A 25825-nucleotide genomic window follows, 5' to 3' on the forward strand; every position below is an offset into this window, starting at 1 on the left:
ATCTTGGAAAGTAGGGGGCGGTGGCCGGAACATCAGGCGGACTAAGCCGCATCCGTCCCGGGCCGCCCTGCGCCGTGGGGTGCTCTTTACGTGGGTGGTTCGGCGTATTTCTTGAGACGCCGTTCCAGCCGCTCGATTTCCTTCTTGACGCCAGCGGCCTGGTGCAGCTCGCTGGCGCGGCTCAGGTGCTGCAGCGCCGCCGTGGCGTGGTCGGCAGAAGCCGGCGTGATGCTCTCCGCGTCCACCTGATTGACCAGCTCCAGCAGGGCCAGACCCAGCGCCTTATGCACTTTGGCGCGCGCCTGGTCGGGCGTGTCGGCATTGCCGGTCATGGCCAGTACCTGCTGCAGGAGGTCGGCGGCGCGCGCCGGCTGTTCCTTGAGCTTGCCGCCCAGGCTGGCCACCGCAAAATCGTCCTGCAGCAAGGTGGGCAAGGTGCGGTTGTAGCGATCCGGCAGGGTGAACTTGTGCTCCAACGCATAACCCGCCAGCTGGATCGCCCGTTCGTAATCGCCCACGTCAATATGCCACACCAGCACGTGCATCAGCACTTCGTCTTGGGCGCCACGACCGGCCGACAGAACGCCGTCAATCCAGTGCTGATAGGCCGGCAGCATGGTGGCCTTCATCTCTATCTTGCGTTCGATGGACTGGATGTTGGACAGCCTCTTTCGATCCTCATGCAGCTTCATGAGCATCAGCTCATAAGCGCTGCCGGTGGTCACGCCGCCGGGCTCGCCGGCGGCCGCCGCCATCTGGCCGAGCATGCGTTCCCGGTGGCGCGCAGCGGGAGAGAGGCGGGACATCAGGCGGCACCCTTGGGCGCATCCTGCAGCACCACGTTTTCCACCAGGGCGGCCAGGCCTTCATCTTCGATCACATAGGCGTCGTTCGACGATTCATAGTTCTCGATGCGGTCGGCCTTCGGTTCATCCACCACGCGACGGCGGCGGCCGCCGTTCTGGAAGTAGATCGACAGGTTGTCCAGGCGCGTGATGAGCATGGCATTGGCCGGGAAGCTCGGCACACGCACTGCCGGCAGGCCGCCGATGCGTTTCTGGCTCACGATGATGTCAGTGGCCAGGGCCTCGGTCGGCTTGTTGTCCTTGTTGATCATCGGGAAATACTTGTCGTGCAGCAGTTCGCGGCCGACGATCACCACCAAGCTCGTATCGTCCTGATACCACGGGTCCAGATTGGTCACAGCGTCGTAGACAGCCGCGTCGAGGTTGGCATAGTCGGCGCCTTCGCCCGAGCCGATAACCACCTTGCCGGGCAGTTCAGGGCCGACCAGGCCCATGACACGCTGCGGCGAGTGCTCGCGGATCTGCTGCAGCCAGCCCTTGTTGACGTCCTGCAGCAGCGGATACTGCGCCAGGTTCGTATCAGCCGCGACCTTCACGCCATTGAAGCCGATCATGATGCGGTCCAGCGCCTGGCGCTTCAGGATGGCGGTAGCTACGCGGGTCTGGAAGTCCTTGAACTTTGCCCAGGCGTCCAACTTGGCATAGGTGATATGGGTGTCGAAGTTGGTTTTCTCGCAGCGATAGCGGCGATTCGACATGGCGGACGCATCGCGGGTGCTGCGGCGCTTGTCGCCGCTCGTATCGGTACGGCTGGCCACCGGCCCCGAGACGCCCAGGCCGATCTTTTCGCCTTCCAGCTCATCGACACCGATGATGTTGATGCTGCCCAGGAATTCGGAGGATTCCTGCATTTTGTCTTCCAGCGTCTGCTGCACGCTCGGTTCAACGGAGAACGTCGAATGAACGGCGCCGCCGGCGACGTCATTCAGGCTCGCCAGGCGCGTAGTGTAGGCGTTATAGGCGACGCGGGTCTGATTCTTCATGTGTTCTGCTCCAGGGTAATTGCGGAAATGGATTGGTGCGTGGTCCGGCTCAGAACTCGGTCAGCACGACACCGCTGTTGCTGCCGCCGGTGGCCGGCGGACGCTGCACGTCGTTCTTGTCGGTCAGGTTGATGGTCTGGCGGAATTGTTCGGCGGCGGTCGACTCATCGCCGACACGCTTTTCCAGCTTCTCCAGACGAGTGACGGCCTCGGCGGCATCTTTGGCGGCCTGAGTGGCAACCTGCGCGAACTCGCCCACCTTCTCGGCCACGGCGGTCATGGCGGCGACCACGTCAGCATGCTGGGCGTCGGCCTTCTTCTCGCTGCCACCGAAGCGGCTGAAAATCTGCTTGATGGTCTCGGCCACGCTAGGGCCGTCGTCTTCGAATTCGATTTTGGTTTCCACGCCTTCTGAGAACAGGTTCTCCGGTTTCAGCTTGCGCGGGGTGAATGGCGAGGCCTTGGGATTCGAGGCCGAGAACTGCAGAATTTCGGTCCCCAGGCTGGCCGGGCTGTCGGTCACGGCCAGGCCGACCAGATAGGCGCTGCTGATATCCGCGAACTTGTCGGCCAGCTCGATGCTGGTATAGATCTTCTGGCGGTCCTTGTTCATCGCAACCAGGGCGGGCGTGGGCTCGATCTGTGCGAACAGCGCCAGGCGCTTGCCGGCGTCAGTATCGACTTCCTCGGCCTTCAGCGCGAGCACATCGCCGTACGCCTTGAACGGGCCATCGGGCAGCAGGCTGCGCAGGTGCTCGACCCACACACGGGCGCCGTAGGTCTTGACGTTGTAGTTGTCGGCCATCTGCTGGATTTGCTCGCGGCTGATGCTGCGACCGTCGGTGGTCGCGCCCTCGGTCGCGACGCGGAAAAATTTGCTCTTGGTTGCCATGAGTTTTCGCGCTCGTTATCGGTTGATCGGATAACGTCATCTTCTGCCGATGGGCGAAATGCATCAATCGAGCAAGGGTTGATATGGGGGATAGCGACTCGCCAAGTTCCCCGCTACGCGCGCGCGCCGCCTACGCTTGCGGCATGTTAGACATTCCACACGACATCAAGGAAAGCATCGACCAGGCGGCCGAGCCACGACACGTTGCGCGCCGCTTGTATTTCGAGGGCTGGCGAATCTCGTCCATCGCGCGGCATCTGAAGATCAAGCGCACGACGGTCAATAGCTGGAAGCACCGCGATGAGTGGGAAAAGGTCTCGCGCCTGGAGCGCGTAGAGATTGCCCTTGAAGCGCGCATAGTGCAACTGATCGGAAAGGAAGTAAAGGGCAACGGCGAGTACAAGGAACTCGACGCGCTGATGCGCCAACTGGTGCAAGCTGCGCGCGTACGCCGCTATGAGCAACCGGGCGGCAATGAAACCGATCTAAATCCGAACATCGCCAATCGCAATGCCGCGCCGAAGAAAAAGCCGGTGCGCAACGAGTTCAGCGAAGAGGCACAGCAGCGCATCATTGAGGCTTTCAACGATTCGCTGTTCGACTACCAAAAGGTCTGGTTCCGTAATGGCAGCGAGCGCACGCGGATTATCCTGAAGTCACGCCAGATCGGTGCGACGTGGTATTTCGCACGCGAGGCGCTGATTGATGCGATCCAGACCGGGCGCAATCAGATTTTTCTCTCGGCCTCGAAGTCGCAGGCCCACGTTTTCAAGCAATACATCATCCAGTTTGCGAAGGACGCGTGCGGGGTGGAGCTGTCAGGCGATCCCATCGTGCTGCCCAATGGGGCGCACCTGTATTTCCTCGGCACGAACGCGCGCACCGCCCAGGGCTATCACGGCAATTTCTATTTCGACGAGTTCTTCTGGACGCACAACTTCACCGAGCTGAACAAGGTCGCGTCCGGCATGGCCCTGCACAAGAAATGGCGGAAAACCTATTTCTCGACACCATCGGCCACCACGCACCAAGCCTATTCATTCTGGACCGGTGAGGCATTCAACAAGCGCCGGGCCAAGGGCGACAAGGTCAACATCGATGTCAGCCACAAGCGTTTGTCTTCCGGCTTCACCGGCGAGGACAAGATATGGCGCCAGATCGTCACGATCATGGACGCGGCGGCAGGCGGGTGCGATCTGTTCGACATCGACGAGCTACGCGATTTCGAATACTCGCCCGATCAGTTCGACAACCTGCTGATGTGCAATTTCATCGACGATTCTGCGTCGGTGTTCCCGCTGGCCGACCTGCAGCGCGGCATGGTGGATTCCTGGGTGGATTGGGATGACTACAAGCCGTTCACGGCGCGGCCCTTTGGGCATCGCCCCGTCTGGATCGGCTATGACCCCTCACTGACGGGCGACAGCGCCGGCTGCTCGGTGATTGCGCCGCCGCTGATCCCTGGCGGCAATTTCCGCATTCTGGAGCGCCACCAGTGGCGCGGCAAAGACTTTGCCGAGCAAGCCGCTCTCATCAAGGAAATGTGCGGCCGCTACAACGTCCAGTACATCGGCATCGACACGACCGGCATGGGCGTGGGCGTCTATCCGCTGGTGAAACAGTTTTTCCCGGGCGTGACCGCTATCAGCTATTCGCCGGAAGTCAAAACGCGCATGGTGCTCAAGGCACAAAACATCATCCGCAGCGGCCGCCTGCAGTTCGATGCTGGCTGGACTGACATCGCGCAGTCCTTCATGGCCATTCGCAAAATTCTCACGCCCAGCGGTCGCGCCGTCACCTATGACGCCGGCCGCTCGGAAGAAACCGGCCACGCCGATTTGGCCTGGTCGGTCATGCACGCCCTCGACTATGAACCCTTCGAAGGGACCACCGCTAACAACACCTCATCTATGGAGTTCTTCTGATGAAACACAGAGCACGCCGCCACGCGGCTGCACCCGCCAGTACGCCGCCGGCCACTGTCGAGACAACGCCGGCGCCATCCGTCGAGGCCTTTAGCTTTGGTGATCCATCGCCGGTGCTGGAAGGCCGCGACATGCTGGCCGATATCGAGTGCTACCGCAATGGTGATTGGTACGAGCCGCCCTTGAGCACGGTCGGCCTGGCCAAGTCCTTGAATGCCAGCGTCCACCATGCCAGCGCCATCTGGTGCAAGGTCAATATCCTGTCCTCGACCTTCCGACCGTCCGCCGCTCTCAGCCGCGCGGAATTCACGCGTCTAGCCCTCGATTTTCTGCTGTTCGGCAACTGCTATGCAGAGCGCCGCGAAAGCATGACGGGCAAGCTGTTGAGCCTGAAGCATGCGCTGGCGAAATACACACGCGTGGGCGTCGAGCCGGGGCGGTATTTTTTCGTGAACGGCTGGCGTGCGAGCTACGAGTTTGAGCCTGGCTCCGTCTGGCATCTGCAAGCCCCGGACATCAACCAGGAAGTGTATGGCGTGCCGCAGTACGTGAGCGCGCTGCAATCGGCCTGGCTCAACGAGTCCGCCACGCTGTTCCGCCGCCGCTACTACCTCAACGGGTCACATGCGGGCTTCATCCTCTACATGACCGACACGGCCAGCAACGTGAATGACGTGGACAAGCTGCGCGAAGCCCTGCGCAACAGCAAGGGGCCGGGCAATTTCCGCAACCTGTTTGTGTATGCGCCGGGCGGCAAGAAGGATGGGCTGCAGATCCTACCGGTCTCCGAGATCGCGGCCAAGGATGAATTTTTCAACATCAAGAATTGCACGCGCGATGACGTGCTCGCTGCACATCGTGTGCCGCCGCAGTTGCTGGGGACCATGCCTAACAACACCGGGGGATTTGGCGACGTGACCAAGGCCGCCGCCGTCTTCGGCTGCAACGAAATCGAGCCGCTGCAGGCGCAGTTCCTTTCCCTGAATCAATGGGCTGGCGAGGATGTCGTCAGCTTCCGCCCCTATCAACTTCCCACTACTGAGAGCAAATAATCATGAGCGACCACGCAGATAATGCAGACAAAAGAATCTACGGCGCCATCGCGGCAGGCCTGGCCGCAGCACGACGAGCGCCGATGCTGCAACCGGACTGCCGCTGTCATTTTTGTGAGGAGGCAGTGGCGCCCGGAATTCTGTTTTGTAATTCCGATTGTCGAGACGATTTTCAGCGCCTGATGAACTCCAGAGTGAGGGCGGGAACTTTTTAATAGGGCTGCTTGGCCATGTAACCACCTAGGATTTTCTCTGACGCTGTTTTGAAACATATTCTGACGTCACTGTCGGCGCGAAGATCCCACCAAACGAGAAGCTGCTGATGTACTAAATTGAGAACCCCTCCCATAATGAAAAATCGTTCAGAAATCAATCTGGAGACTGAATCTCAACATTAGAGGTTTGCCATATGCCCGATAACCCGCGTACTCGCGCTATCCTGATCATTGAGGACAATCTGTACGTTCGGGAGATTTTCGCCGAGGTGTTCGACGCCGCCGGTTATGAAGTACATCAGGCCGGTAACGGGGCGGAGGGCCTTGAAATTTTGTTGAGCTCCCCCGGCAGAGTGAGTGTGGTGCTCACCGATCTCCGGATGCCTGTCATGGACGGCTTGCGTTTTGCCACTGAGCTCAAAAAAGACGTCCGATTCGCCGGCCTGCCCGTGGTACTGCTTAGCGCAACGCCAATGGCCAATTCTTGGGAGGCTCGCAAGGTTTTTGCTGCGCTCTTAGTTAAACCATGCCCTTTTTCTCAACTACTGGATACGGTTGAGGCGGTTCAGTAGCCTTTACGCTTGCACCTCAGGAATTGCCGTTCTCTGGTGACGGGCGCTCTTCCTTTTCCCGAATTTTTTGATGCGCCAACCAAATTGCCATGCTGCGCAAGCTATTGAAATCGGGGTAGATAGTGGAGGTGTCGCGGATGACCTCTGCAGAGCTGCCGTTCCGAAGCTCCAACGCCATCCGCCATCCCTCGTTAAGCTGATAGCCGACGATGGTAACGTCATAGCTTTTGTAAAAAAAGTTGAGTGTTAGCGCCGCCACTGGAGAGACCTTTCCGTGCAATTTTCGATGTTCCGCTATCGATTTTGCGGTGGCCTCTACAACGTAGGCACCTATTCTTTGAGCAGAGCGGAAGATGTTCTCCCGCTGTTTGTAAAAGTGAATGCTGAGCTGCATTCACGATGTGGCTTAGAAGACTCTACCATATCTTCTCCTTTAAAGACCGAGGCCGGTCTTTTGACGCCCCTTTGTGAAGCTGTTGTGCATGCTTCTTCTCAGAGAAACCGATCCGTTTGCTGCGTTATATCCCTTAGGTTCGCCGCGCCGGAGGACATCGGCTATAGATTCGAAAAGCGAGGGAGTAAATCTTGATCGGCAAGGCGAATCTCAATCGCATTTGCCACCTTGACATGCTCCTTGTTTTTTACCGAGAAGGTTTCATTCGGAACGCTGACGACGATTGTTCCTTTCCGCTTGTTGTCCTTGTCCAAAACTGGAATGAGCTCTGGAGCCTCTGGCACCTGTGCCGGTGTCAGGATCTCTGGCAAATACAGCATCCAGCCGACGCCAGGGTGATCTTCGAAAACCGCATGTCGGGTTGCATAGGGTGGGGGGCTGACCTGAATAAATGGCGCAGGAAAGATCTCTAGAAGTGTATTGATAATCTGAACGATATTTTCCTTTTTCTCTAGTGCTTGCACCCCCTTGGAATTCAGCTCGAAAGATGACCTTGAGTGATTAGAAGCAATTGACAATTTGTGCAATAAAACAGCACCGCCGTCATCTTCCTTTCCGTTCCACACACCTAATATTCTAAATTTTTCAGATGGATCAGCTTTTTCTTCTTCGTGAAAAATAGCAACGGCCGCTGGTGACGGCCCATTCTTATCAAACGCGACGTTGCGCCGCGCGTTATCTGGCGTGTCTGCAGGTGGGCACCAGTCCTCAAGCGGCATACCTATGGTGTCCAATAGCATAGCCACTTGCCAAAGTTGCTTAAGGTGTTCGTAAATGCTGGGAAGGCTTTCGATACCAGATCGATAGGGGAATTTGATATTCATCTGATTAGGGCATAAAAATTACTGTTATTGGTAGTCCGTCGTTGCGAAATAGGTCTTTCATGTGGTCGGCGACGAATTTTTCCATAAAATACCAATTGAGCCTGGCGGGGGGGGATGCTGCGGTAACACTACCTTGCTTTTCTGCTTGCTTCCGCAGTTTTCTATATCCTGTGAAAGAGAAAAAGAACTTTGGCGTGTCCGTCTCTTGATTAAAAAATTGGGCATATCGCGCCTTGGCTTCCTGCAAGAGACATTCAGCTGAGCGAAAGCCATCGAAGTCCACGCCAGAAAATGCCCATTCCGTATTGGGTGCGAAACCTGTCACTCGCGCCTGATACTCACGAGAGATATCGGACATATTCCACTTTCGAGACACTAGCGCCCCGCCGTCTGGCGGACATTTCTTGCATTTCTCACTCTGCTTTGCCACGTCAACTTGAGCAAGCGGCTTGCTTTCAGCTTCTTCAGCATTCTTGGAGTTCGAATACACCGCAGCGGCGCCGCCCGCTGCGACAGCAGAGCTAACCAACCTAATCCAGGCCAAAACTTCCGCAGAAATGGCGGGAAGCAAAGGGATAGCTGGAAAGCCCATGTTTATTCCTCTTCTTGTTGTGACGTACGAGCGAAGTAACGCAGCACGTCTTTCATATCATTTAACCGCTGTTCGGGCGTAGCACCGGGCTTGCTCAAGTATTGCTGTGTACCTGGCTGTTCGAAGATGCCGGGATAGTCGGCGGACATGTACATCATGTAGATGAGCGAAGGCGTTTCCGTAAAGCTCAGGGTCAGCCCATTGTCATAAGCAGCACGCATGCGGGCGATGATTTCCGAGCGACCAGGCTGCGCTTGTAGATCAGGGCGGTCGACCAAGAATTCATCTGCGACCGCTGCAACAAAGTTGTCCGCATCCCGAGCCTGCAGCTTTTGAAATTGTTCTTCAGTGATCTTGAGCATCATGCCTTCCAATTCGCACGCGACGACCCTCCCTCAACAGCAGCCATTCAGTAATCCCCTCGAACAGATAGCGGCGCTGCGTCTCATCGAAATCTCGTGCTGCACTGGCCAATGCACGTGGGTCCCACAGACGCAGCAATGCCAGCCGGCCATCGGGTAGCTCCATTTGCATACGGGATTGGAGGGCGTGCGCCAGCGCGTCTAGTTCCATCGTTGTGATAATCCATGACACTGATGCAACCCTTGTCTCCAGTAGCGCCGCGTGGCTGACCAGATCGAACGGCGCGCTTTCAGCATCGAGAAGCCAAGGGCCAGAAGGCGCGAGATGTTCATCCACTGTACCGATGAAGAGCCCGCGCACGCTCGGGCTTTCTTCCAGCGCCTGTTCGTGATGTTGATGGTAGTGAAAGCCATCGACCAAGGCATAGAGTCTGAGCTGCGGCGTGGCCGTCCGTAATTGCGCCAGCCGGTACTTGATCTCGGAAGGCATCAGTCGCGCACGATCATGGTTGCGCCGGCCTTGGCGGCATTCATCAGACAACTAAGGCAGATACCTGATTCGACCGGGGCGGCGGGATTAGCCTTAGCCAGGTTAGCGGCGTCGGCAGCAGTGCCCGCAGTCGAACCAACTTCTTGTTGCGCTGCATGGGTGGTGAGGGCCTGAGTGGCGATCAGGATGGCTCCACACGCGGTGCGGTCCCCGTCGCGAGCCGGCGCCTTGCCATTAGTGATCATGTCTTCTGCGCCGGAGGTAATGGCGAACGTCCCTTTGCAGCGTGGGCAGGTGGTGAGGTCGCCTATGCTCGCCACGGCCTTGCCGTGGATCAGAAAGGACTGGTCACCACTGATGACGGTCCCGCCGTGGCTGGTCTTGTCTCCAACGGTGATGAAAGGACGACTCATGTTTCCCCCGCCAGGGTTATCGATGACGCACGAAGCGTGCGCTGTTGTGCTGGCTTTGATGGGAGGTGGCGCGAATTGTTCCCAGTCAATGAGAAGACGTTCTAAAGGGCCTTAGGCGACCTTAGGTTGGATTGGCGGGGCGAGGGGAGAGACTATGAATGTTGCTATTTTGTAATTTTTGGGGCTTTTTCAGCCCGGCGCGCGCGGTTGCCCCCACCCCGCGCCTGCTCGCTACATACGTCGGTTTTGACTCAGATTTGCGTCAAGCCCCGAAGCACGTCTTGCCTGACCCGCTGGCCCGCCTGACGGTCACCAAATTTGACGCATTTTGACGCATGCAACTAACAAAGCCCTTACCTTATACTCCCGTAATACAAGATTTACTTTTGCCATTTAATTACCTTTTATTTCCCACAGGATTTTTATGCTTTTTAGAGAAATTGAGACGGCGCAGCGGCACGTGCGGACCGACGCATATCAGATGTCAATCGGTGAAATAGTCACCATGTATGAAAACAGGGAGATCATCATTGACCCTGAATTCCAACGACTCTTCCGTTGGAGCATCGGGCAGAAATCGAAGTTAATCGAGTCGATTCTCCTTGGGATACCTCTTCCATCAATTTTTGTGTTTGAGAAAGAGGACGGGAGTTGGGAGCTCATTGATGGCTTACAGCGGATTTCCACTATTCTTGAATTCATGGGGAAGCTTCGACAACCCGACGGCGAGATCGGGGCACCCTCGGTCTTAGAGGCGACGAAATATCTACCGTCCCTTCGTAATGCAGTTTGGGACAAATCAGAGGCAATCGAAAGCGTTTCGTTAGATGAGCAAATGCCATTAGATAGAAGTTTTCAACTTGCAGTCCGCAGAGCTCGTTTAGGCGTTGAAATTCTGAAACGACCTAGTGACGACCATACTAAGTACGACCTATTTCAGCGACTGAATTCTGGAGGTTCGCAGGCCAACTCGCAGGAATTGCGAAATTGCATCATGTTGATGGTGAACCGCGACTACTTCCGCACTATCAAGGCCGCAGCTGAATCCGCGGTGTTTCAGCAGATCTTGGGTATCAGCGAAGAACAGTCCGAGCGGCAGCGTCACATGGAAATGGCGGTTCGCTTCCTCGTGCATACGGGTGTTGATTATGACGGCACGCTCGACGTGGAGGAGTTTATAGATGAAGGTGTTGTAGCCTTAGCTCAGCGACCGGAGGCAATTGAAAGTGTCAGCCGAATTCCTTCGACTTTTGGTCTTCTTCATGAGGCACTGCAGGTAGACGCCCTACGTCGATTCCAAGATGGTCGACATATCGGACGCGTTAGCTTGGTTGGATTGGAATGCGTGGCAGTCGGGGTCGCTCGGAATCTCGATAGCATCCTTGCACTGGGCGCTCCCGCAGCGGCGGAATTTGTAAAGCTAAAGGCTCGAGAGCTTTGGGCACAGCCAGAATGTGAAACTTTCATATCGCCAGGCCTTCGCGGAACTACAAGATTACAACGTACGATTCCATTTGGAACACATTGGTTCTGTCCATGAGCAAGCCGTTCACTGATTCCGACTTTTCACAGCAAATTACTGAGGAGCGCACTTGGAGAATCCGTGAAATCACCGATCTCAAATCGGCGATAAATCGCGGGGATGCGACGTTACAAAGGGTTCTGCTAAGAGCTCTGGTGGCAATTTGCTACGCACATTGGGAAGGCTACGTTAGATTCTCCGCGCGAAAGTACATGGAGCACGTTGCGTTACGGAAACTGCCTTATAGTGGGCTTCACGGGCAGTTTTTAAGAAATCTTTTTTTGCCCAGGCTTGCCGCGCTGAGCTCCTCAAAAACGAGCTTGAGTGATCGCTGCCGGCTCGTCGAGGACATACTGTCCTCGTCCGACCGTCGCTTTAGCCAACTCAATGATGATCTGATCAATACGAAATCAAATTTGAATTTCGAAGTCTTTTCTGACATCTGTTTAGTCTGCGGTATTGAAACCACCAGTTTCCAAGACACGGAGACGTTTATAGATGTTTCTTTGCTCAAACGAAGAAATTCGATTGCGCACGGGGAAGATACATTAATTGGTTTGAGTGAGTTGGACACCATCGTCAACAACTCGATTGACCTAATGCGTAGGTTTGGCGATCTTCTCGAAAATCACGTCGTGCTCAAAGCATACAAGGCGGTGTGACAAATGTCTCTCACGAAAATGTTCGCTGTTTAAGATTTAGCGGCAAAATCTCCGCGGAGATATTCGTGGGCGACGTTCGAGTTTCCTGCCTTGATTTAAGCCGCGGCCGATCAACCTAGCCGTATACTAGGAAGAGCAAAGCGGCGTTGTAGAACGCGATTAAAGGTCGACATGCCATGGAAATAAGCACTACGAGGGCACCTGCGGGCCTCGATTGCGGAGCAAAATCAGCATGCCTTGTTGATATTTATAAATTCCCTCGCAGATTCTTAATCAACAGGGCAGGCGGCTAAGCTAGTTTCACACGCTGTTTCCGAATAACAAATCCTGCCCAGGATTTCGAGAGATAATTCCCAGCTTGCTTGCTGGGGAATATTTTGCCCAAACGAGCGCAAAACCGCGAATTGGCGCACTGTATGCGTAACCAGTGGCCCGCGTCGGATGGGTCTTTGCGGCGTGCCGTCAACATGCGCTTTTGACTCATAATCCGTTGGTGCCGTATTCGACTCACGGGGAGGGCTGCCACTATCTAAAGGGGGATTCCGAGAGATCGGAGTCCCTTTTTTTTCAGCTGAAAGTAGTGCGTCACAATCAGCGAACGCGAGGTGGTTCTTGTTTGCCGGCGTCAGGTAGGTATGGACATGTTGAATAGTCATCGTGAACAACATCAACCGCAGCGCTGTGAATCAACCACCCTGACCTGCAATAAGTCCCGCCGATAAACCCCAGGGCTTTTTCCCGTCCACTTGCGAAAGGCCCGATGGAATGCACTGGCTTCCGTGAAACCAAGCTGCGCAGCTATTGCAGCCACGCTGAGTTCGTTTGCTCCGAGCAGCGTCTGGGCGATGCCGCTGCGTATTTCATCTTTGAGGGAGGCATAGCTTTGTCCTTCGTCACGCAGGCGACGTCGCAGGGTGGCTGGCGATACGCCGAGCCGCTCGGCCATTGCTTCGAAGTCCGTCCAGTCGGTGGGAGACGATTGCTTCAGACAGGCGCGCAGCCTGGTGACCCACCCGGTGTCATGACGATATCGCACCAGAAGGTTGGCCGGCACATCCCGCAGGAAGGGCTTCAGCGCGGCGTCAGAGCGGATCACCGGAAGATCAAGATAGATGGACTCGAAGCTCAGGCAGCATCGAGGCTTGTTGAAGTTGACGGGCACCCCGAAGAATTCCAGATAATCAGGCCTTCCTTCCGGCAGAGCGCAGGAAAAGTCGATGCACTGCAAGGGAATGCGCCGGCCTACCAGCCAGCAGGCCAGTCCGAGCAGCAGTAGCAAGAAAGTCCGGTAGGCAAAGGCAGGATAGGGCGACCTGTTCTTGATCAGGATGATATGGGCCTTGCCGTCATCGATCCGCAATTCGCCATACGGTTCATCCAGTACGATGCGCAGGAAGCGCAAGGCCCGGCGCAATGCCTGTCCCAGCGACTCTGCATGCAGCACGGCATGGCACAGCAAGGTGAAGCTTCCCTGGCGCATGGGACGCGCCGACAGGCCGAAGAACTCATCGTCCGTGATGCGCGCGATAGCCAGCCACAACGCTCCATATTGCTCCGCGCTGACCGGCCCGACCTCATCCGTGGTCAATCCCGCCTCCTGCAGCACTGGCTCGGTGTCATATCCTTGCCTCACCAGGCAGCCCAAGGCGTCTTCCACAAATGAGAAAGGGATGGGAGCCGTGTCGCAGGTCTTTTTCAACATGGTAAATCCGATCAAGGAATCAGCAGCTATTTGTCATTGATTGCAATGTTTTGCCGGCCTAGTATCTATTGCCATACACATTGAAGTCACGAGTGTAAGCGCAAAAAATACAAAGTGGAGACGACATCATGCCTGAGCTTATCCCCGCGCCGCGCCAGCCGGACTATGCAGACGTCTATGCAGGATTTCGCATCGAGACGCTGCGAGAGCAGTTTCAAGGAGACTTCGAGACCGGCATCAATGCCTGTGTCGAGTGCTGTGACCGGCATGTCAAGGGAGATAACATCGCCCTGGAGTTCGTCTCCCTGCATGGCGAGCATCAACAGTACAGTTTTGCGCAGGTACGCTCGATGGCGGCACGGGTGGCCAATCTGCTCAGGCAGCAAGGCATCCAGCCGGGCCAGATCGTGGCCGGGATGCTGCCGCGCACGCCGGAGCTGTTGGCTACGGTGCTGGGCACGCTGCGCGCCGGCGCGGTGTACCAGCCCCTCTTTACGGCCTTCGGACCGAAGGCGATAGAACATCGGCTGGCGCTGAGCGGCGCCAGCCTGATCGTCACCAATGTGGCCAACCGGGATAAGCTCGATGAGATTGCCAATTGTCCCCAAGTCTGCACGGTCAGGGAAAGCAACGATCCCCTGCGTGCCGGTGACATCGATTTCCGCGCTGCTGTGGACGCCCAGTCGGATGACTTCGCGCCGGTCCTGCGCAGCGGCGCCGACCTGATGCTCATGATGTCCACCTCCGGCACCACGGGTGCGGCCAAGGGTGTGCCGGTGCCCTTGTCGGCGCTGCAGGCGTTCTCGGTCTACATGCGCGAGGCAGTCGGCTTGCTGCCGCAGGACAAATTCTGGAACATGGCCGATCCGGGCTGGGCCTATGGCCTCTATTACGCGATCATCGGCCCGTTGGCCATCGGCCACGGCATCACCTTCAACGAAGCCGCATTTACCGTCAGCGGGACTTACGAGACCATCCGCCGCCTGGGTATCACCAGCCTGGCCGGTGCGCCCACGGCCTATCGCATGATGATGGCCGCAGGCGAGGAGGCCGCCGCCAGTGTCAAAGGCAGGCTGCGCGCGGTCAGCAGTGCCGGTGAACCATTGAACGCCGAGGTGGTGCGCTGGTTCGCCAGCGCCCTGGATGTCCCCATCCATGACCATTACGGACAGACCGAGCTGGGCATGGTGGTCAACAACCATCACGCCTTGCGACATGAGGTCGTGCCAGGATCGGCCGGCTTTGCCATGCCAGGGTATCGCGTCGTGGTGCTCGACGAGAACCACCAGGAGCTTGGTGCGAACCAGCCAGGCGAGCTGGCCATCGACATCGCGAGATCGCCGCTGTACTGGTTTTCCGGTTACTGGAAGCAGGATACGCCTGCCATTGCCCACGGCTATTACTCCACTGGCGACAACGTCGAGCTGGAGCCCAACGGCAGCATCAGTTTCATTGGACGCTCCGACGATGTCATTACCTCGGCGGGCTATCGTATCGGGCCGTTCGATGTCGAAAGCGCACTGCTGGAGCACCCGGCGGTGGCTGACGTGGCCGTCATCGGCCTGCCGGACCCGGAGCGTACCGAGATCGTCAAGGCCTTCGTGGTCCTCTCGGACCAGTTCAAGGCCAGCGATGCATTGAGGGAACAATTGGCGCAACACGTCAAACGGCGTCTTTCCGCCCACGCCTATCCACGCGCCATCGAGTTTCTCGACGCCCTGCCCAAGACGCCCAGCGGCAAGCTGCAGCGTTTCGTGCTGCGCAAGATGGAGGCGGACCGGCGCGCTGGCCATCCCTGAAACGCGCGGGTCGCGTTTGATTCAATCGAGAATAAGCGAGGAGAGACAATGGCTGTAAAACAAGGTGTCTACGTCGTCACCGGCGCGGCTTCCGGACTGGGGGCGGCCACTGCCGAGCAGCTCATCAGGGCCGGCGCCAAGGTGGTTCTGGCCGATGTCAATCCGGTGGCCGGCGAAAAGATGCAGGCCACGCTCGGCGCCAATGCCCGGTTCGTGCTCACTGACGTCACCAGTGAGACCAGCGCGCAGGAGGTCTTTGGCGTTGCCAGCTCCATGGGGGCGGTGGTCGGGCTGGTCAACTGCGCGGGCATTGCTCCGGGGGAGAAGTTGCTGGGCAAGGGCGGCGTGCACCGACTGGACAGTTTCATGCGTGCACTCAACATCAACCTGGTGGGCTCGTTCAACATGGCGCGGCTGGCAGCGCAGCACATCAGCGCTGGCCCGGCCGACGCGACGGGCGAGCGTGGCGTCATCATCCACACGGCCTCGATTGCGGCCTTTGACGGGCAGATGGGGCAGGTGGCCTATGCCGCTTCCAAGGGCGGGGTGGTGTCGATGACCTTGCCGATGGCGCGCGAGCTGGCCCGCCATGGCATACGTGTCGTGACCATCGCACCCGGCATCATCGAAACGCCCATGATGCTGGGGATGCCGGAGGAAGTGCTGGAGTCCTTGAGCCGCAACGTACCCTTCCCACCCCGGCTCGGCAAGCCATCCGAATTTGCCGGCCTGGTCATGCATATCCTGGAAAACCGCTACCTCAACGGCGAGGTCATCCGCATGGATGGTGCGCTGCGCATGAGCGCCAAGTAAAGGAGCCCAGGCAGCCCAGGCAGATGTATGAACGAACAAGATACATGACATATCAATGAAGCTGCAAAGAGGAACAACATGTCCGAAGACCCGGTTGTGATTGTGTCGGCCGCCCGTACCGCGATGGGTAGCTTCCAGGGAGCCCTGGCTGATCTGCCGGCGCCACACCTGGGCGCCGTGGCGATATCGGCCGCCCTGCAACGTGCCCAGCTATCTGCTGCCCAGATCGCGCAGATCGAGCAGGTGTGGATGGGTTGCGTGCTGCAGGCAGGCCTGGGCCAGGCTCCCGCACGGCAGGCCGCCTTGCGTGCCGGTTTGCCGCAGACGGTAGCCTGCGCTACCTTGAACAAGGTCTGCGGCTCGGCCATGCAGGCCGTCATGCTGGGGCATGACAGCATCCTGGCCGGTTCGGCGTCAATGGTGGTGGCCGGCGGCATGGAGTCGATGTCCAATGCCCCGTATCTGCTCCCCAAGGCCAGACGGGGTTACCGGCTTGGGCACGACAGGTTGCTGGATCACATGTTCCTCGATGGACTGGAGGACGCCTATTCGGACCAGTATCGCGGTCGCCTGATGGGAACCTTCGCCGAGGACTGCGCCAGCGAGTTCGGTTTCACCCGGGCCCAGCAGGATGCCTTTGCGGTCCAGTCCACCTTGCGCGCGCGCCAGGCGATCAGCGGCGGTGGCTTCGACTGGGAAGTGGTTCCTGTCGACGTGGCGGGAAAGAAGGGCAGCGTCGTGATCAGCCAGGATGAGGGGCCGATGGCGGTGAACCTGGAGCGCATCGCCACGCTCAAACCAGCCTTCAGTGTCGACGGCACGGTCACTGCCGCCAATTCCTCTTCCATCTCTGACGGCGCAGCGGCCTTGCTCCTCATGCGCGAATCGGCGGCGCTCAAGCAGGGCTTGACGCCCTTGGCCAGGATCCTGGGCCACGCCTCGTATGCCGGTGCGCCCGAGAAATTCCCCACTGCCCCCATTGGCGTGCTGCGCAAGATATTCGCCAAGACCGGGCTGGATGCCGCCAGCACGGACCTGTTTGAAATCAACGAGGCATTTGCGGTGGTGCCCATGGCGGCCAGCCGGGAACTGGACATCGACATGGAGAAGATCAATGTCCACGGGGGCGCCTGTGCGCTAGGACACCCCATCGGTGCTTCCGGGGCGCGCATCATCGTGAGCTTGCTGGGAGCGCTCAAAGCACGCGGGCTCAAGACAGGCATCGCCAGTCTGTGCATCGGCGGCGGCGAAGCGACCGCCATCGCCCTGGAGCTGTCATGACGGTCGAGCACTGCTCGCATGAAGAAAGGTCGGGAAATGTTGCTCAGTCCTGAACACGAGATGATCCGCGACGCTATGCGTCACTTTGCCCAGGAACGCCTGTTACCCTTTGCTGCGGACTGGGACAGAAATCATACCTTTCCCGCCGAGGCCCTGAAGGAACTGGCCGAGTTGGGCGCCATGGGCATGTGCGTGCCAGAGCAGTGGGGCGGCGCCGGAATGGATTACATGAGCCTGGTGCTGGCACTGGAAGAGATTGCCGCAGGCGACGGGGCGACTTCAACCATCGTCTCGGTCCAGAATTCACTGGCCTGTGGCATTACCGAGAAGTACGGGAGCCCGACCCAGAAAGAGCAATGGCTCAAGCCGTTGGCGCGCGGCGAGATGTTGGGCTGCTTCTGCCTGACCGAGCCGCATACCGGCTCGGACGCAGCAGCCATCAGGACCAGGGCCGAGCGCGATGGTGACGATTTCATCCTCAACGGGACCAAGCAATTCATCACCAGCGGCAAGCACGCCGGGGTGGCCATCGTATTTGCCGTCACCGACAGGTCAGCAGGCAAGAAGGGCATCTCCTGCTTCCTGGTGCCGTGTGATACGCCGGGCTTCGTGGTCGGACGCAGCGAAGAAAAGATGGGACAGCATGCTTCCGATACGGTCCAGATCATGCTCGACAACTGCCGTGTTCCTGCCACAGCCTTGCTCGGCAAGGAAGGCGAGGGCTATCGCATCGCCTTGTCCAATCTCGAGGCCGGCCGGATCGGCATTGCCGCGCAGAGCGTAGGCATGGCGCGCGCCGCCTTCGAGGCCGCCGTCAGCTATGCCCGGCAGAGGGAATCGTTCGGAGTCCCCATCATCGAGCACCAGGCCGTCAATTTCCGCCTGGCCGACATGAACACCTTGCTGGATGCGGCCAGGCTCATGGTGTGGCGCGCCGCCCAGTTGAAGGATCAGGGACGTCCTTGCCTCAAGGAGGCCTCGATGGCGAAGATGTTCGCCTCCGAGGCCGCCGAGAAAATTGCCTCCGATGCGATCCAGATCCATGGCGGCGTCGGCTATACCAGCGACTTTCCGGTCGAGCGCATTTACCGTGACGTGCGCATCTGCCAGATCTATGAAGGGGCCAATGATATCCAGCGCCTGGTCATCGGTCGGGCCATCGCCAGCGATCAAGCGCATGCGTGAAAGGTGACGTAGGTCTAACGAACGAATAAAGGCTGCAAGGCTGCAAGGATGCCAATCGGCAGCCTTGCAGCCTTTATTCTTTTGGGGACCGTGACCTAGTGCGACAACAGGCTCTGCGGAGTACAGCCAAAGGCGGCGCGGAATACCCGGCTGAAGTGGGACAGATCGGAGAACCCGGCGTCCAGCGCCGCCGTGGTGACATTGCCGGCATTGCCTTCGGTGAGGGCGCGATAACTGGCTTGCAATCGCACCCGGCGCAGCACATCCATGGGAGTCTGGTTGTGCTGGGCGAAGGCGCGTGTCAGCGTTCTTTCGGAGACGTGGTGAGCTGCGGCCAGGACGTGGAGATTGAGTTGCGGGTCGGTATAGTTCTCTCGCAGATAGGCGAGAACACGTTTGTAGAGATCATTCTTTTCTGCCGCAGTTGTCCTGGCGCCGGGGGCGGCCAGGCTCAAGGCGAGCACGTCCAGCAAGGCGGCGCTATAGCGGACCGCCGACTCGGCATCGTTGAATTCGCAAGTGCCTGCTTCTTCCAGCATCGAGCGCAGCGCCATCACACCGGGCCTGCGGGCGTCGATCAACTGCGCGGTCAGGTGTTCGGCTTCGGGACAGCGGCTCAACAATGACTTGCGTGGCAAGCGGGTCAGATAGATCTTCTCGGGGCCCAGTGCGAACTCGAAAGGGCGGGCGCCATCGTACAAGGCCATGTCACCCGATTGCAGGCGGGCCTGGCGCCCGTCCTGTGCCAGATAGGCTTCGCCGCTGACCATGAAGGCGAGCCACAGGTCGTCGTCGGGATTTGAACGAATATGGTGCGCATCACGTCGCCAATGGTGCAAGGGCGAACTCATGATGGCCATATCGACCATCCCGATGGAATTGACGGACATGGCGCCGTCGAAGACCGGTTCTCCCAACAGCTTGCTGTCTGCCTGGAGGCAATGACGACAGACGACATCATTCCAATACTCGAAGCGCCTTGGCGCTTCGACGATCTCAGTGGTGTATTGAGCCTTCATAAGGGGCACTCCTGATCTATCGAGTCGATGCAGACATGCTGGCTGATGACCGGGCTGGCGAATGAGCTTGGCTGGCTGGTTTCGTGCAGCATTGTGGCTGCTGGAAGACCGATCCCCGGTAGCAAAGTATCCGCCAGATGAACGCGCAAGGGCAATAGAATTTCATGCATCGCTGCCAATGGCGCTACATATTTTGTGCAAAATTTATGCCTGCCTCAGGAGATTCGGACAAGCTGCGCTGATGGAGGAATCTGATCGAGGCTTGCGTACACTTCACGACCGTAGATCGCCCGGAAAGCAGCCAGGGCAGAGCGTTTTCAGCGCAGCGAAGAAAATGCTGGCAGGTGAGGGCGGCGTGGTTCCAGGCAGTGCCCAGCATATTGCTCAGGGCGAAAAAAAACCACTGGGTGGATCACCCAGTGGTCTTGCCGATGCCCCGTCGGTTGACCGGCTCGGGGGTGTTTCTGCTCAGGAAGTTTTAGCGTCGCGCAACATACCGGTTTGCGGATGGCAGTTGATGTATTCCAGCCATTGCGTAGCACCATCGGAGACCGACACCTCGTGATAAAGCCTGAGTTTTTTCAGGCCAGTGACGACCTTGAAGAAGGTGGTGAAGATGCGCAGGTGGGTGGGATGTGATTCGGCCCAGCGTTCCAGCAGATCCAGCGAGCGCCAGTGGCCGATGTCGTAGGCAATGTCGAGCAGATTGCCCTCCAGGTCCACATTGCGCACGAAGCGGTTGCTGTAACAGCCGATCTCCTTCCCCTGGTCGCGCAGGAAGTCCATGCCATCCTGCAGAGGTGGCAGCATCTCGTTGAAATAGAGCGCGCGCTCCTCCGGGTCGGCATCGACCCAATCCTGGCCGGAGCGGATCAGGGCGATGTTGTCATGCCCCTTGAGCAGCACCCGGCCGCCTTTGGCCGGCTCGCCGGAAAGCACTTCAAGCTGGCCTGAAGGGCGCATCCGGTCCACTTGCGAAGCGGGAAAACGATCACGCATCGATCCCCAATACCCGTGCTCTTCTATGTCGTCGCTGATGCGGTCCATGACAGCGCCCACCCCGGGCAGATCTTCCTTGAATGCATACAGGGTCTCGAACTGCTCGGCGCGTGGCGAGAAGACTTCCCTGAAGTAGCCGAGGCCATCGGCGAGCCGGGCATCGCTGTCCCACCATCCGGCGACGTCGGGGGAACGCATCCAGCGGCAATAGCGGCCCGCATCACGCCAGTAGCCGACCACGATGAAGTTGCCATAGCCCTGGTTGTCGAGGTGATAGCTCATGTCATGGTTGCCTGGGCCATCGGGCAGAGCGAAGCTGGAGACGATGTGGCGCATGGCCTGCAGTGCCTGCGCCCGCTTTTCTTCCTTGAACTGGATGCCCAGGTAGGCCATCGTCACTTGCGTCAGCGTTGCATCAGCGCGGCCGACCCACATCGGGAAGGGAGGTTGATAATCGTCGTCCACCCGGCGTGAGAGCGTGCGAGGACATTTGAGATGCTGGTCGATTGCGGATTCCATGCGGGATCTCCTTCTGGGAAAAATATCAATGCAAAGTGGTACTGGCGCGCTCGTCGAACGCGGCCGCACCGTATAGCTGCGCCCAGGCATCCGGACCGGCTTCGATTTCGGTGGTGGTAAGCAGGCAGGCGTCGAGCTCCTCGGTCAGCAAGTCCCCATCGATGCCTTGGCCGATGAAGACCAGTTCCTGTCGGCAGTCGCCCGCCAATGCGTCCCACTTTTCCTGGATGCCTTGCCGGCGATAGGTGTCCTGCGGCCATTGGGCCGGCTCGATGAAACGCCACCAGCGGCCCACGAAGCCCCACTGGAACTGGCCGCCGGTCTGGACCAGCAGGGCAATGTCGGAATATCTGCTGGAGATCCAGAGATAGCCTTTGCAGCGCAGCAGGCGGCCATTGCGCCAAGGACGTCCGAGCCAGTCCAGCAGGCGGCCGGGATGAAAGGGCAGTCGTGCGCGATAGACGCTGGAAGAGATGCCGTAGGTGTCGGCCTCGGAAGGCGGGTGGGCGCCATCCATGGTCTGCATCCATCCTGGCATGCGGGCCAAGCTGGGCAGATCGAACAGTCTGGTATCGAGTACCTGATCCAGATCGACCTCGCCGTGCGCCATCGGCAGAATCCGTGCAGTCGGATTGAGCTTCTGCAGCACTGCCTTGAGCGAGGCGAAGGCGCTGGCGTCGATCAGGTCGACACGGCTGACCAGGATCACGTTGGCATACTCGACCTGCTCGATGAGCAGGTCGGAAAGCGGGCGCGTGCTGGCGCCATCGGCCTGGGCAATGGCGACGTGGTCAGCCAATTGCTGTTCGAACGTCTCGCCGTTGACCACCGTGACCAGTGTGTCCAGTCGCGCCAGCTCGCTCAGGCTGAAACCATCGCTGTCGAGAAATGCAAAGGTTTCCGCCACCGGAATGGGCTCGGAAATGCCGGTCGATTCGATCAGCAGATAATCGAAACGGCCCGACCTTGCCAGTGCGCTGACCTGCTCCAGCAAGTCGGCGCGCAAGGTGCAGCAGATGCAGCCATTGCTCATCTCCACCAGTTCGTCATTGCCGCGGTAGAGTTCGGTATTGCGCCGTACATCGTCGCCATCCATGTTGACTTCGCTCATGTCGTTGACGATGACCGCCACTTTCATTCCTGCCCGGTTGCGCAGGATATGGTTGAGCAAGGTGGTCTTGCCAGATCCGAGAAATCCCGATAACACCGTCACCGGGATCCTCTGCGCCTGAGCATTGAGCAATACCTCGGGCGCCGGTTCGTTCATGCGCGTCCACCTTGTTGCGGCGCCTTGTCCAGATAGCCTTCGAACAGGTCGACCACCACGAAGCCATCGTCGCAGGCATCGCCCCACACATCGCGGTTACTGAACTGGACGTGATAGGTCGGCTGCATGGCGGCGCTCTTGTCGCCGTGGCCGATGGTGTCGGGGAAGGGCCATTGTTCGGTGGTACGGTGCAGCACCACGCCTTCCTTGCCGCGAACATAGCCTGGGCAGCGGATATGGCCGGTGACACGTTCGTCGCGCACCAGGACGCGGTCGCCCACTTCAAAGGGCGGACGGCCGGTGATGGCGGGGCGGCCCTTGGATTGTGCGGGGCGGGCCAACTGGAAGTGGGAACCCAGCGCCTCGTCGAGTTCCTGCTGGGTGAGCACGCCTAGCTCCACCAGCAGCGATGCGGTAGCGATGACATAGCGCTCGTAGTACTGGGTGTTGGCTTGCTGGCGGAACTCGATGCGTTCCACCGCGTGACGCACTTCGTCCACGCTGTAGAGCTTCATGTGATCGGCGCCCAGGAACATCAAGGTATAGGCCAGGTGTTCCCAGTCCTGCTTGAAGACCTTCTTGTAATCGAGGCTGTTGATGGTGTGCGGAATCCGGCCGAAGCCTTGAACACCGCCGAGGTCGTGAAAGCCATCCATGTTTGAATCTCCGTTGATTGATTAGAAATAAGAATCAAGCTGCTGTGTACCGGACCGGTGCTCAACCGACCTTGGGCAGGGCCACACCGATGAGCACGTCCTTGGTGATGAGCTTGCTGAGCGCCTCTTCACTCCAGCCTTCGGTGCCGGCCGGACGCATCGGCAGCACCAGGTAGCGGGTCTCGGCGCTGGTGTCCCAGACTTTCACCGTCATGTCCTTGGGCAGTTCGGTGCCGAGCTCGGCGAGCACCGTGCGTCCCTCGCGCACCAGGCGGGCGCGGAATTCGAAGCCCTTGTACCACTCCGGCGGCAGGCCCAGTACCGGCCAGTTGGTGCAGGAGCAGAGGCTGCAGACGATCACGTTCTTGAGTGTGGGCGTGTCTTCCAGCGCCACGATGTATTCGCCCTGCGGGCCGGTGTAGCCGAACTCTTCGCAGGCGGCCGTGCCGTCACGCAGCAGCAGTTCGCGGTATTGCGGGTCGCTCCAGGCCTTGGCCACCACGCGGGCGCCATTGGCCGGGTCGAACTTGTTGGCCAGCAGATCGGTCAGGCCTTCGATGTAGCCTTCCGGGATCAGCTTCTTGTCGTTGAGAACCTTGAAGAGCGCCCAGGCCCGTTCACCGGGGGTGGATGTCTGTGCGGAAGAGGATGGATTGCTCATGATTTGTTGACTCCTGGCTTGAAAATGCGGGGTGGGAAAAAATGCCTTTAGGAACTTCACGAAAGAAACATCAGTGCTGCTGCCAATCCATGCTGGCCTCGAAGGCCGCCGCTGCCTGGTAGAGCGTGGCTTCGGCGTAGTGTTTGCCGACCAGCATCAATCCCACCGGCAAGCCGTCGACCGTGCCACAGGGAATGGACATGGCCGGGTGGCCGGTGATGTCCAGCGGCGCGGTATTGCCAATCATCTCGAAGGCGCGCGCGACGTACTCGGCCAGGGGACAGCCCGCGGCCGGCAATGGCTGCGCGATGATGGGGACGGTGGGCATGACCAGCAGATCGAAATCAGCCAGCGCCTTGTCGTAGCCGGCGCGTGCGCGTCGGGCGATGTTCTGGGCCTTGGCGTAGAAGCGACCCTGATACCGGGTCAGCCCGTATTGGCCGACGAACATGCACAGCTTGAGCGTGGCCGACAGATCGTCGGCATGTTCACGCCAATGGGCGTGGTGCTGCAGGAGGCCAAGGTCGTAGAGCCCCTTCCAGTTGAAGCCCATGCCGTTGCCGTGCATCATCTGCATGGTCAGGCCTTCGCAGCCGATGGGCTGCCAGAGCGCACCGGCCAGCGCATGTTCCTCGACCGATACGGTAGCCACGGATGCTCCCAGTTTTTCCAGTTGGGCAATCGCCTCCTGCACCTTGTCTGCCACCCGCTTATCCATGTTGCCCAGGGCAAATCCTTCGGTGAGGATGCCGATCTTCAGGCCACGCACGCCACGATCGAGCGCTGCGGTATAAGGCTGCACCTCGGGTGCATATTGGCGCGGATCGAGTCCGTCGGCGCCGGCGATGACCTCAAGCATCAGGGCGTTGTCGCGCACGTTGGCGGTGATCGGTCCCACATGGTCGACCGTCGCTTCGATGGGCATGACGCCGGTATAGGGAACCAGGCCATGCGTGGCCTTCATGCCATAGGTGCCGCAGAAGGCTGAGGGAATGCGGATCGAGCCGCCCTGGTCGCCACCGATGGCCATGTCCGCTTCGCCTGCCGCCACCAGCGCCGCACTGCCCGATGAGGATCCGCCGGAACCATAGCCATGGCGGCGCGGATTGTGAACCGGCGCGGGATCGGAGGTATGGCTGCCGCCCGACAGGCAGAAATGCTCGCAGGTCGCCTTGCCCAGAATGGTGGCGCCGGCATCGAGCAGGCGGGTCACGATGGTGGCGTCATAGCTCGGCACGAAGCCTTCCAGCGTGGAAGAGCCGTTCATCATCGGCACGCCTGCCAGGGCCACATTGTCTTTGAGCACCACGGTGCGGCCCGCCAGCTTGCCCTCGGCGGCGCCCTTGACGGTGCTTTTGCAGGCCCAGGCGTTGAGTGGATTGTCCTTGGCTGCCGGTCGGGCGGCAGCCGAGCGCGGATATTTGACGGCGGGAATTTCATCGGGCAAGCCATCGATGACATCGTAGGCATCGAAGCTTGCCTGCATCAAGTCCAGGTATTGACTGGCCTGCTCCGTGGTGAGCTGGATGTGCAGAGAGCTGGCGAGCTCCTTGAGTTGCTCTGGGGTGGGTCGGACGATAGACATGAAATTCGCGCTCCTGTATTTCGAATGCACCGCAGAGGTGCATTGCACTGCAATGGGAAGGTCAGCATCGGCAGTCCGCAAGCTCCTGGCGGCCACCGCGCATCGCTATCATTGGCGAGCGTCACTGTTACTGCTTGTCCTTACAGGTCATTCGTTTGTCATTTGCGGACAAGTCAGCCAGGTGTCGTGAGGAAAAATGAGAAATCGTTTACGTATTTCTGTCTGTGCGTTCTGCAAGCCAGGAAGGGCGCGACAGGTACGCAATCCACGTCAAGGCCGACGCGGGAAATATCGGTTTTCAAAATGTCTTGTTATGGCAAGTACCTTGGCCTGATTTGACGAGTCAGGCGGGCTTCGCCTCTTTATCTTTTCATCACCGTCGGAACGGTGCTGGCGTGTGACAACGCCTGTCCGGAAAACGGCGATTCCATCCATATGAAAAGAGAGGACAAGATGAACATGAACCTGAAATCCGGGCCCCGTTTCGCCTCATTGCGAACGGTCCTATTCTCCAT

The 25825-nt window shown here is 58.8% G+C and carries 25 protein-coding genes; 9 read left to right on the plus strand and 16 right to left on the minus strand.

Going from position 1 to position 25825, the window contains the following annotated elements:
• Positions 1-86: 86 nt before the first annotated feature.
• From gpM to ACP92_RS04535, 3 genes are read right to left on the minus strand one after another with little or no spacing between them, the layout of a single operon-like run.
• Positions 87-806 carry a phage terminase small subunit gene (gene gpM / locus ACP92_RS04525; protein WP_013232937.1) on the minus strand — a complete coding sequence of 240 codons (720 nt, stop codon included), beginning with the start codon at positions 804-806 and terminating at the stop codon, positions 87-89.
• Positions 806-1849, minus strand: a complete 1044-nt coding sequence (locus ACP92_RS04530) for a phage major capsid protein, P2 family (RefSeq protein ID WP_013232938.1) — start codon at positions 1847-1849, stop codon at positions 806-808. The genes gpM and ACP92_RS04530 overlap by 1 nt, the downstream gene beginning before the upstream one ends.
• 49 nt (positions 1850-1898) lie before the next feature.
• Complete coding sequence (locus ACP92_RS04535; protein WP_013232939.1) at positions 1899-2741, minus strand: GPO family capsid scaffolding protein; 843 nt, start codon at positions 2739-2741, stop codon at positions 1899-1901.
• 143 nt (positions 2742-2884) lie between these two features.
• Here ACP92_RS04535 and ACP92_RS04540 point away from each other — a divergent pair, with 143 nt between their 5' ends.
• From ACP92_RS04540 to ACP92_RS04550, 3 genes are all read left to right on the plus strand, one after another.
• A complete protein-coding gene (locus ACP92_RS04540) occupies positions 2885-4666 on the plus strand; it encodes a terminase ATPase subunit family protein (protein WP_013232940.1) in 1782 nt (593 codons plus the stop codon).
• Positions 4666-5718, plus strand: coding sequence for a phage portal protein (locus tag ACP92_RS04545; RefSeq protein WP_013232941.1), 1053 nt, complete (start codon positions 4666-4668; stop codon positions 5716-5718). Before ACP92_RS04540 ends, ACP92_RS04545 begins: the two co-directional genes overlap by 1 nt.
• A 409-nt stretch (positions 5719-6127) precedes the next feature.
• Entirely contained in the window at positions 6128-6505 is a 378-nt protein-coding gene (locus tag ACP92_RS04550; RefSeq protein ID WP_013232943.1) for a response regulator, read from the plus strand.
• 16 nt (positions 6506-6521) lie between these two features.
• On the opposite strand, the gene ACP92_RS25020 is transcribed toward ACP92_RS04550, so the two are convergent.
• The 6 genes from ACP92_RS25020 to ACP92_RS04580 all read right to left on the minus strand — a co-directional run bounded on the left by ACP92_RS25020 (position 6522) and on the right by ACP92_RS04580 (position 9640).
• Entirely contained in the window at positions 6522-6899 is a 378-nt protein-coding gene (locus ACP92_RS25020) for a hypothetical protein (protein ID WP_013232944.1), read from the minus strand.
• 161 nt (positions 6900-7060) lie between these two features.
• The gene (locus ACP92_RS25025; RefSeq protein WP_013232945.1) at positions 7061-7783 is read right to left on the minus strand and encodes an immunity 52 family protein; all 723 of its coding nucleotides are present in this window, start codon (positions 7781-7783) and stop codon (positions 7061-7063) included.
• A 4-nt stretch (positions 7784-7787) separates the two neighbouring features.
• Entirely contained in the window at positions 7788-8375 is a 588-nt protein-coding gene (locus ACP92_RS24210) for a restriction endonuclease fold toxin 5 domain-containing protein (RefSeq protein WP_013232946.1), read from the minus strand.
• 2 nt (positions 8376-8377) lie between these two features.
• Positions 8378-8740 (minus strand): hypothetical protein, encoded by a 363-nt coding sequence (locus tag ACP92_RS04570; protein ID WP_232284904.1) that lies wholly within the window; start codon positions 8738-8740, stop codon positions 8378-8380.
• A complete protein-coding gene (locus ACP92_RS04575; RefSeq protein ID WP_013232948.1) occupies positions 8721-9227 on the minus strand; it encodes a DUF4123 domain-containing protein in 507 nt (168 codons plus the stop codon). The genes ACP92_RS04570 and ACP92_RS04575 overlap by 20 nt, the downstream gene beginning before the upstream one ends.
• On the minus strand, positions 9227-9640 hold the full coding sequence (locus ACP92_RS04580) for a PAAR domain-containing protein (RefSeq protein ID WP_013232949.1): 414 nt from the start codon (positions 9638-9640) through the stop codon (positions 9227-9229). Before ACP92_RS04580 ends, ACP92_RS04575 begins: the two co-directional genes overlap by 1 nt.
• Before the next feature lie 424 nt (positions 9641-10064).
• Here ACP92_RS04580 and ACP92_RS04585 point away from each other — a divergent pair, with 424 nt between their 5' ends.
• Positions 10065-11180: a DUF262 domain-containing protein gene (locus ACP92_RS04585; protein WP_013232951.1), complete on the plus strand. Its 1116-nt coding sequence runs from the start codon at positions 10065-10067 to the stop codon at positions 11178-11180.
• Complete coding sequence (locus ACP92_RS04590; protein ID WP_041310226.1) at positions 11177-11824, plus strand: MAE_28990/MAE_18760 family HEPN-like nuclease; 648 nt, start codon at positions 11177-11179, stop codon at positions 11822-11824. The genes ACP92_RS04585 and ACP92_RS04590 overlap by 4 nt, the downstream gene beginning before the upstream one ends.
• A 667-nt stretch (positions 11825-12491) precedes the next feature.
• Here ACP92_RS04590 and ACP92_RS04595 read toward each other — a convergent pair.
• Positions 12492-13526, minus strand: a complete 1035-nt coding sequence (locus ACP92_RS04595) for an AraC family transcriptional regulator (protein ID WP_013232954.1) — start codon at positions 13524-13526, stop codon at positions 12492-12494.
• A gap of 128 nt (positions 13527-13654) precedes the next feature.
• On the opposite strand from ACP92_RS04595, the gene ACP92_RS04600 reads away from it, so the two are divergent.
• From ACP92_RS04600 to ACP92_RS04615, 4 genes are all read left to right on the plus strand, one after another.
• Positions 13655-15325 carry an AMP-binding protein gene (locus ACP92_RS04600; protein WP_013232955.1) on the plus strand — a complete coding sequence of 557 codons (1671 nt, stop codon included), beginning with the start codon at positions 13655-13657 and terminating at the stop codon, positions 15323-15325.
• A gap of 48 nt (positions 15326-15373) precedes the next feature.
• Complete coding sequence (locus ACP92_RS04605; RefSeq protein WP_013232956.1) at positions 15374-16138, plus strand: SDR family NAD(P)-dependent oxidoreductase; 765 nt, start codon at positions 15374-15376, stop codon at positions 16136-16138.
• A gap of 78 nt (positions 16139-16216) precedes the next feature.
• Positions 16217-17419 (plus strand): acetyl-CoA C-acyltransferase, encoded by a 1203-nt coding sequence (locus tag ACP92_RS04610; RefSeq protein WP_013232957.1) that lies wholly within the window; start codon positions 16217-16219, stop codon positions 17417-17419.
• Between the two features lie 36 nt (positions 17420-17455).
• Positions 17456-18604 carry an acyl-CoA dehydrogenase gene (locus ACP92_RS04615; protein WP_013232958.1) on the plus strand — a complete coding sequence of 383 codons (1149 nt, stop codon included), beginning with the start codon at positions 17456-17458 and terminating at the stop codon, positions 18602-18604.
• Positions 18605-18699: 95 nt separating this feature from the next.
• Here the strand turns inward: ACP92_RS04615 and ACP92_RS04620 are convergent, their stop codons facing one another.
• From ACP92_RS04620 to ACP92_RS04645, 6 genes are all read right to left on the minus strand, one after another.
• Positions 18700-19623, minus strand: a complete 924-nt coding sequence (locus tag ACP92_RS04620; protein WP_013232959.1) for a helix-turn-helix domain-containing protein — start codon at positions 19621-19623, stop codon at positions 18700-18702.
• 468 nt (positions 19624-20091) lie between these two features.
• On the minus strand, positions 20092-21141 hold the full coding sequence (gene oxdA, locus ACP92_RS04625) for an aliphatic aldoxime dehydratase (protein ID WP_013232960.1): 1050 nt from the start codon (positions 21139-21141) through the stop codon (positions 20092-20094).
• Positions 21142-21166: 25 nt separating this feature from the next.
• Entirely contained in the window at positions 21167-22408 is a 1242-nt protein-coding gene (locus tag ACP92_RS04630; protein WP_013232961.1) for a GTP-binding protein, read from the minus strand.
• Entirely contained in the window at positions 22405-23064 is a 660-nt protein-coding gene (gene nthB / locus ACP92_RS04635) for a nitrile hydratase subunit beta (protein WP_013232962.1), read from the minus strand. Before nthB ends, ACP92_RS04630 begins: the two co-directional genes overlap by 4 nt.
• Positions 23065-23125: 61 nt before the next feature.
• Positions 23126-23725 (minus strand): nitrile hydratase subunit alpha, encoded by a 600-nt coding sequence (gene nthA, locus ACP92_RS04640; protein WP_013232963.1) that lies wholly within the window; start codon positions 23723-23725, stop codon positions 23126-23128.
• 70 nt (positions 23726-23795) lie between these two features.
• Positions 23796-25310: an amidase gene (locus ACP92_RS04645; RefSeq protein WP_013232964.1), complete on the minus strand. Its 1515-nt coding sequence runs from the start codon at positions 25308-25310 to the stop codon at positions 23796-23798.
• Between the last annotated feature and the right edge of the window lie 515 nt (positions 25311-25825).

This window comes from Herbaspirillum seropedicae, assembly GCF_001040945.1.
In the GTDB taxonomy this organism is placed as follows: domain Bacteria; phylum Pseudomonadota; class Gammaproteobacteria; order Burkholderiales; family Burkholderiaceae_D; genus Herbaspirillum; species Herbaspirillum seropedicae.

What these genes read in the sequence shown, in the direction of transcription:
- ACP92_RS04595 (WP_013232954.1), bottom strand. Translation starts at nt 13,526, where the DNA reads ATGTTGAAAAAGACCTGCGACACGGCTCCCATCCCTTTCTCATTTGTG.
- ACP92_RS04570 (WP_232284904.1), bottom strand. Translation starts at nt 8,740, where the DNA reads ATGATGCTCAAGATCACTGAAGAACAATTTCAAAAGCTGCAGGCTCGG.
- ACP92_RS04645 (WP_013232964.1), bottom strand. Translation starts at nt 25,310, where the DNA reads ATGTCTATCGTCCGACCCACCCCAGAGCAACTCAAGGAGCTCGCCAGC.
- ACP92_RS04530 (WP_013232938.1), bottom strand. Translation starts at nt 1,849, where the DNA reads ATGAAGAATCAGACCCGCGTCGCCTATAACGCCTACACTACGCGCCTG.
- ACP92_RS24210 (WP_013232946.1), bottom strand. Translation starts at nt 8,375, where the DNA reads ATGGGCTTTCCAGCTATCCCTTTGCTTCCCGCCATTTCTGCGGAAGTT.
- ACP92_RS04550 (WP_013232943.1), top strand. Translation starts at nt 6,128, where the DNA reads ATGCCCGATAACCCGCGTACTCGCGCTATCCTGATCATTGAGGACAAT.
- gpM (WP_013232937.1), bottom strand. Translation starts at nt 806, where the DNA reads ATGTCCCGCCTCTCTCCCGCTGCGCGCCACCGGGAACGCATGCTCGGC.
- ACP92_RS04545 (WP_013232941.1), top strand. Translation starts at nt 4,666, where the DNA reads ATGAAACACAGAGCACGCCGCCACGCGGCTGCACCCGCCAGTACGCCG.
- ACP92_RS04540 (WP_013232940.1), top strand. Translation starts at nt 2,885, where the DNA reads ATGTTAGACATTCCACACGACATCAAGGAAAGCATCGACCAGGCGGCC.
- ACP92_RS04605 (WP_013232956.1), top strand. Translation starts at nt 15,374, where the DNA reads ATGGCTGTAAAACAAGGTGTCTACGTCGTCACCGGCGCGGCTTCCGGA.
- ACP92_RS04600 (WP_013232955.1), top strand. Translation starts at nt 13,655, where the DNA reads ATGCCTGAGCTTATCCCCGCGCCGCGCCAGCCGGACTATGCAGACGTC.
- ACP92_RS04580 (WP_013232949.1), bottom strand. Translation starts at nt 9,640, where the DNA reads ATGAGTCGTCCTTTCATCACCGTTGGAGACAAGACCAGCCACGGCGGG.
- ACP92_RS04585 (WP_013232951.1), top strand. Translation starts at nt 10,065, where the DNA reads ATGCTTTTTAGAGAAATTGAGACGGCGCAGCGGCACGTGCGGACCGAC.
- ACP92_RS04575 (WP_013232948.1), bottom strand. Translation starts at nt 9,227, where the DNA reads ATGCCTTCCGAGATCAAGTACCGGCTGGCGCAATTACGGACGGCCACG.
- ACP92_RS04620 (WP_013232959.1), bottom strand. Translation starts at nt 19,623, where the DNA reads ATGAAGGCTCAATACACCACTGAGATCGTCGAAGCGCCAAGGCGCTTC.
- ACP92_RS04590 (WP_041310226.1), top strand. Translation starts at nt 11,177, where the DNA reads ATGAGCAAGCCGTTCACTGATTCCGACTTTTCACAGCAAATTACTGAG.
- ACP92_RS25025 (WP_013232945.1), bottom strand. Translation starts at nt 7,783, where the DNA reads ATGAATATCAAATTCCCCTATCGATCTGGTATCGAAAGCCTTCCCAGC.
- ACP92_RS04630 (WP_013232961.1), bottom strand. Translation starts at nt 22,408, where the DNA reads ATGAACGAACCGGCGCCCGAGGTATTGCTCAATGCTCAGGCGCAGAGG.
- ACP92_RS04615 (WP_013232958.1), top strand. Translation starts at nt 17,456, where the DNA reads ATGTTGCTCAGTCCTGAACACGAGATGATCCGCGACGCTATGCGTCAC.
- ACP92_RS04535 (WP_013232939.1), bottom strand. Translation starts at nt 2,741, where the DNA reads ATGGCAACCAAGAGCAAATTTTTCCGCGTCGCGACCGAGGGCGCGACC.
- ACP92_RS04610 (WP_013232957.1), top strand. Translation starts at nt 16,217, where the DNA reads ATGTCCGAAGACCCGGTTGTGATTGTGTCGGCCGCCCGTACCGCGATG.
- oxdA (WP_013232960.1), bottom strand. Translation starts at nt 21,141, where the DNA reads ATGGAATCCGCAATCGACCAGCATCTCAAATGTCCTCGCACGCTCTCA.
- nthB (WP_013232962.1), bottom strand. Translation starts at nt 23,064, where the DNA reads ATGGATGGCTTTCACGACCTCGGCGGTGTTCAAGGCTTCGGCCGGATT.
- nthA (WP_013232963.1), bottom strand. Translation starts at nt 23,725, where the DNA reads ATGAGCAATCCATCCTCTTCCGCACAGACATCCACCCCCGGTGAACGG.
- ACP92_RS25020 (WP_013232944.1), bottom strand. Translation starts at nt 6,899, where the DNA reads ATGCAGCTCAGCATTCACTTTTACAAACAGCGGGAGAACATCTTCCGC.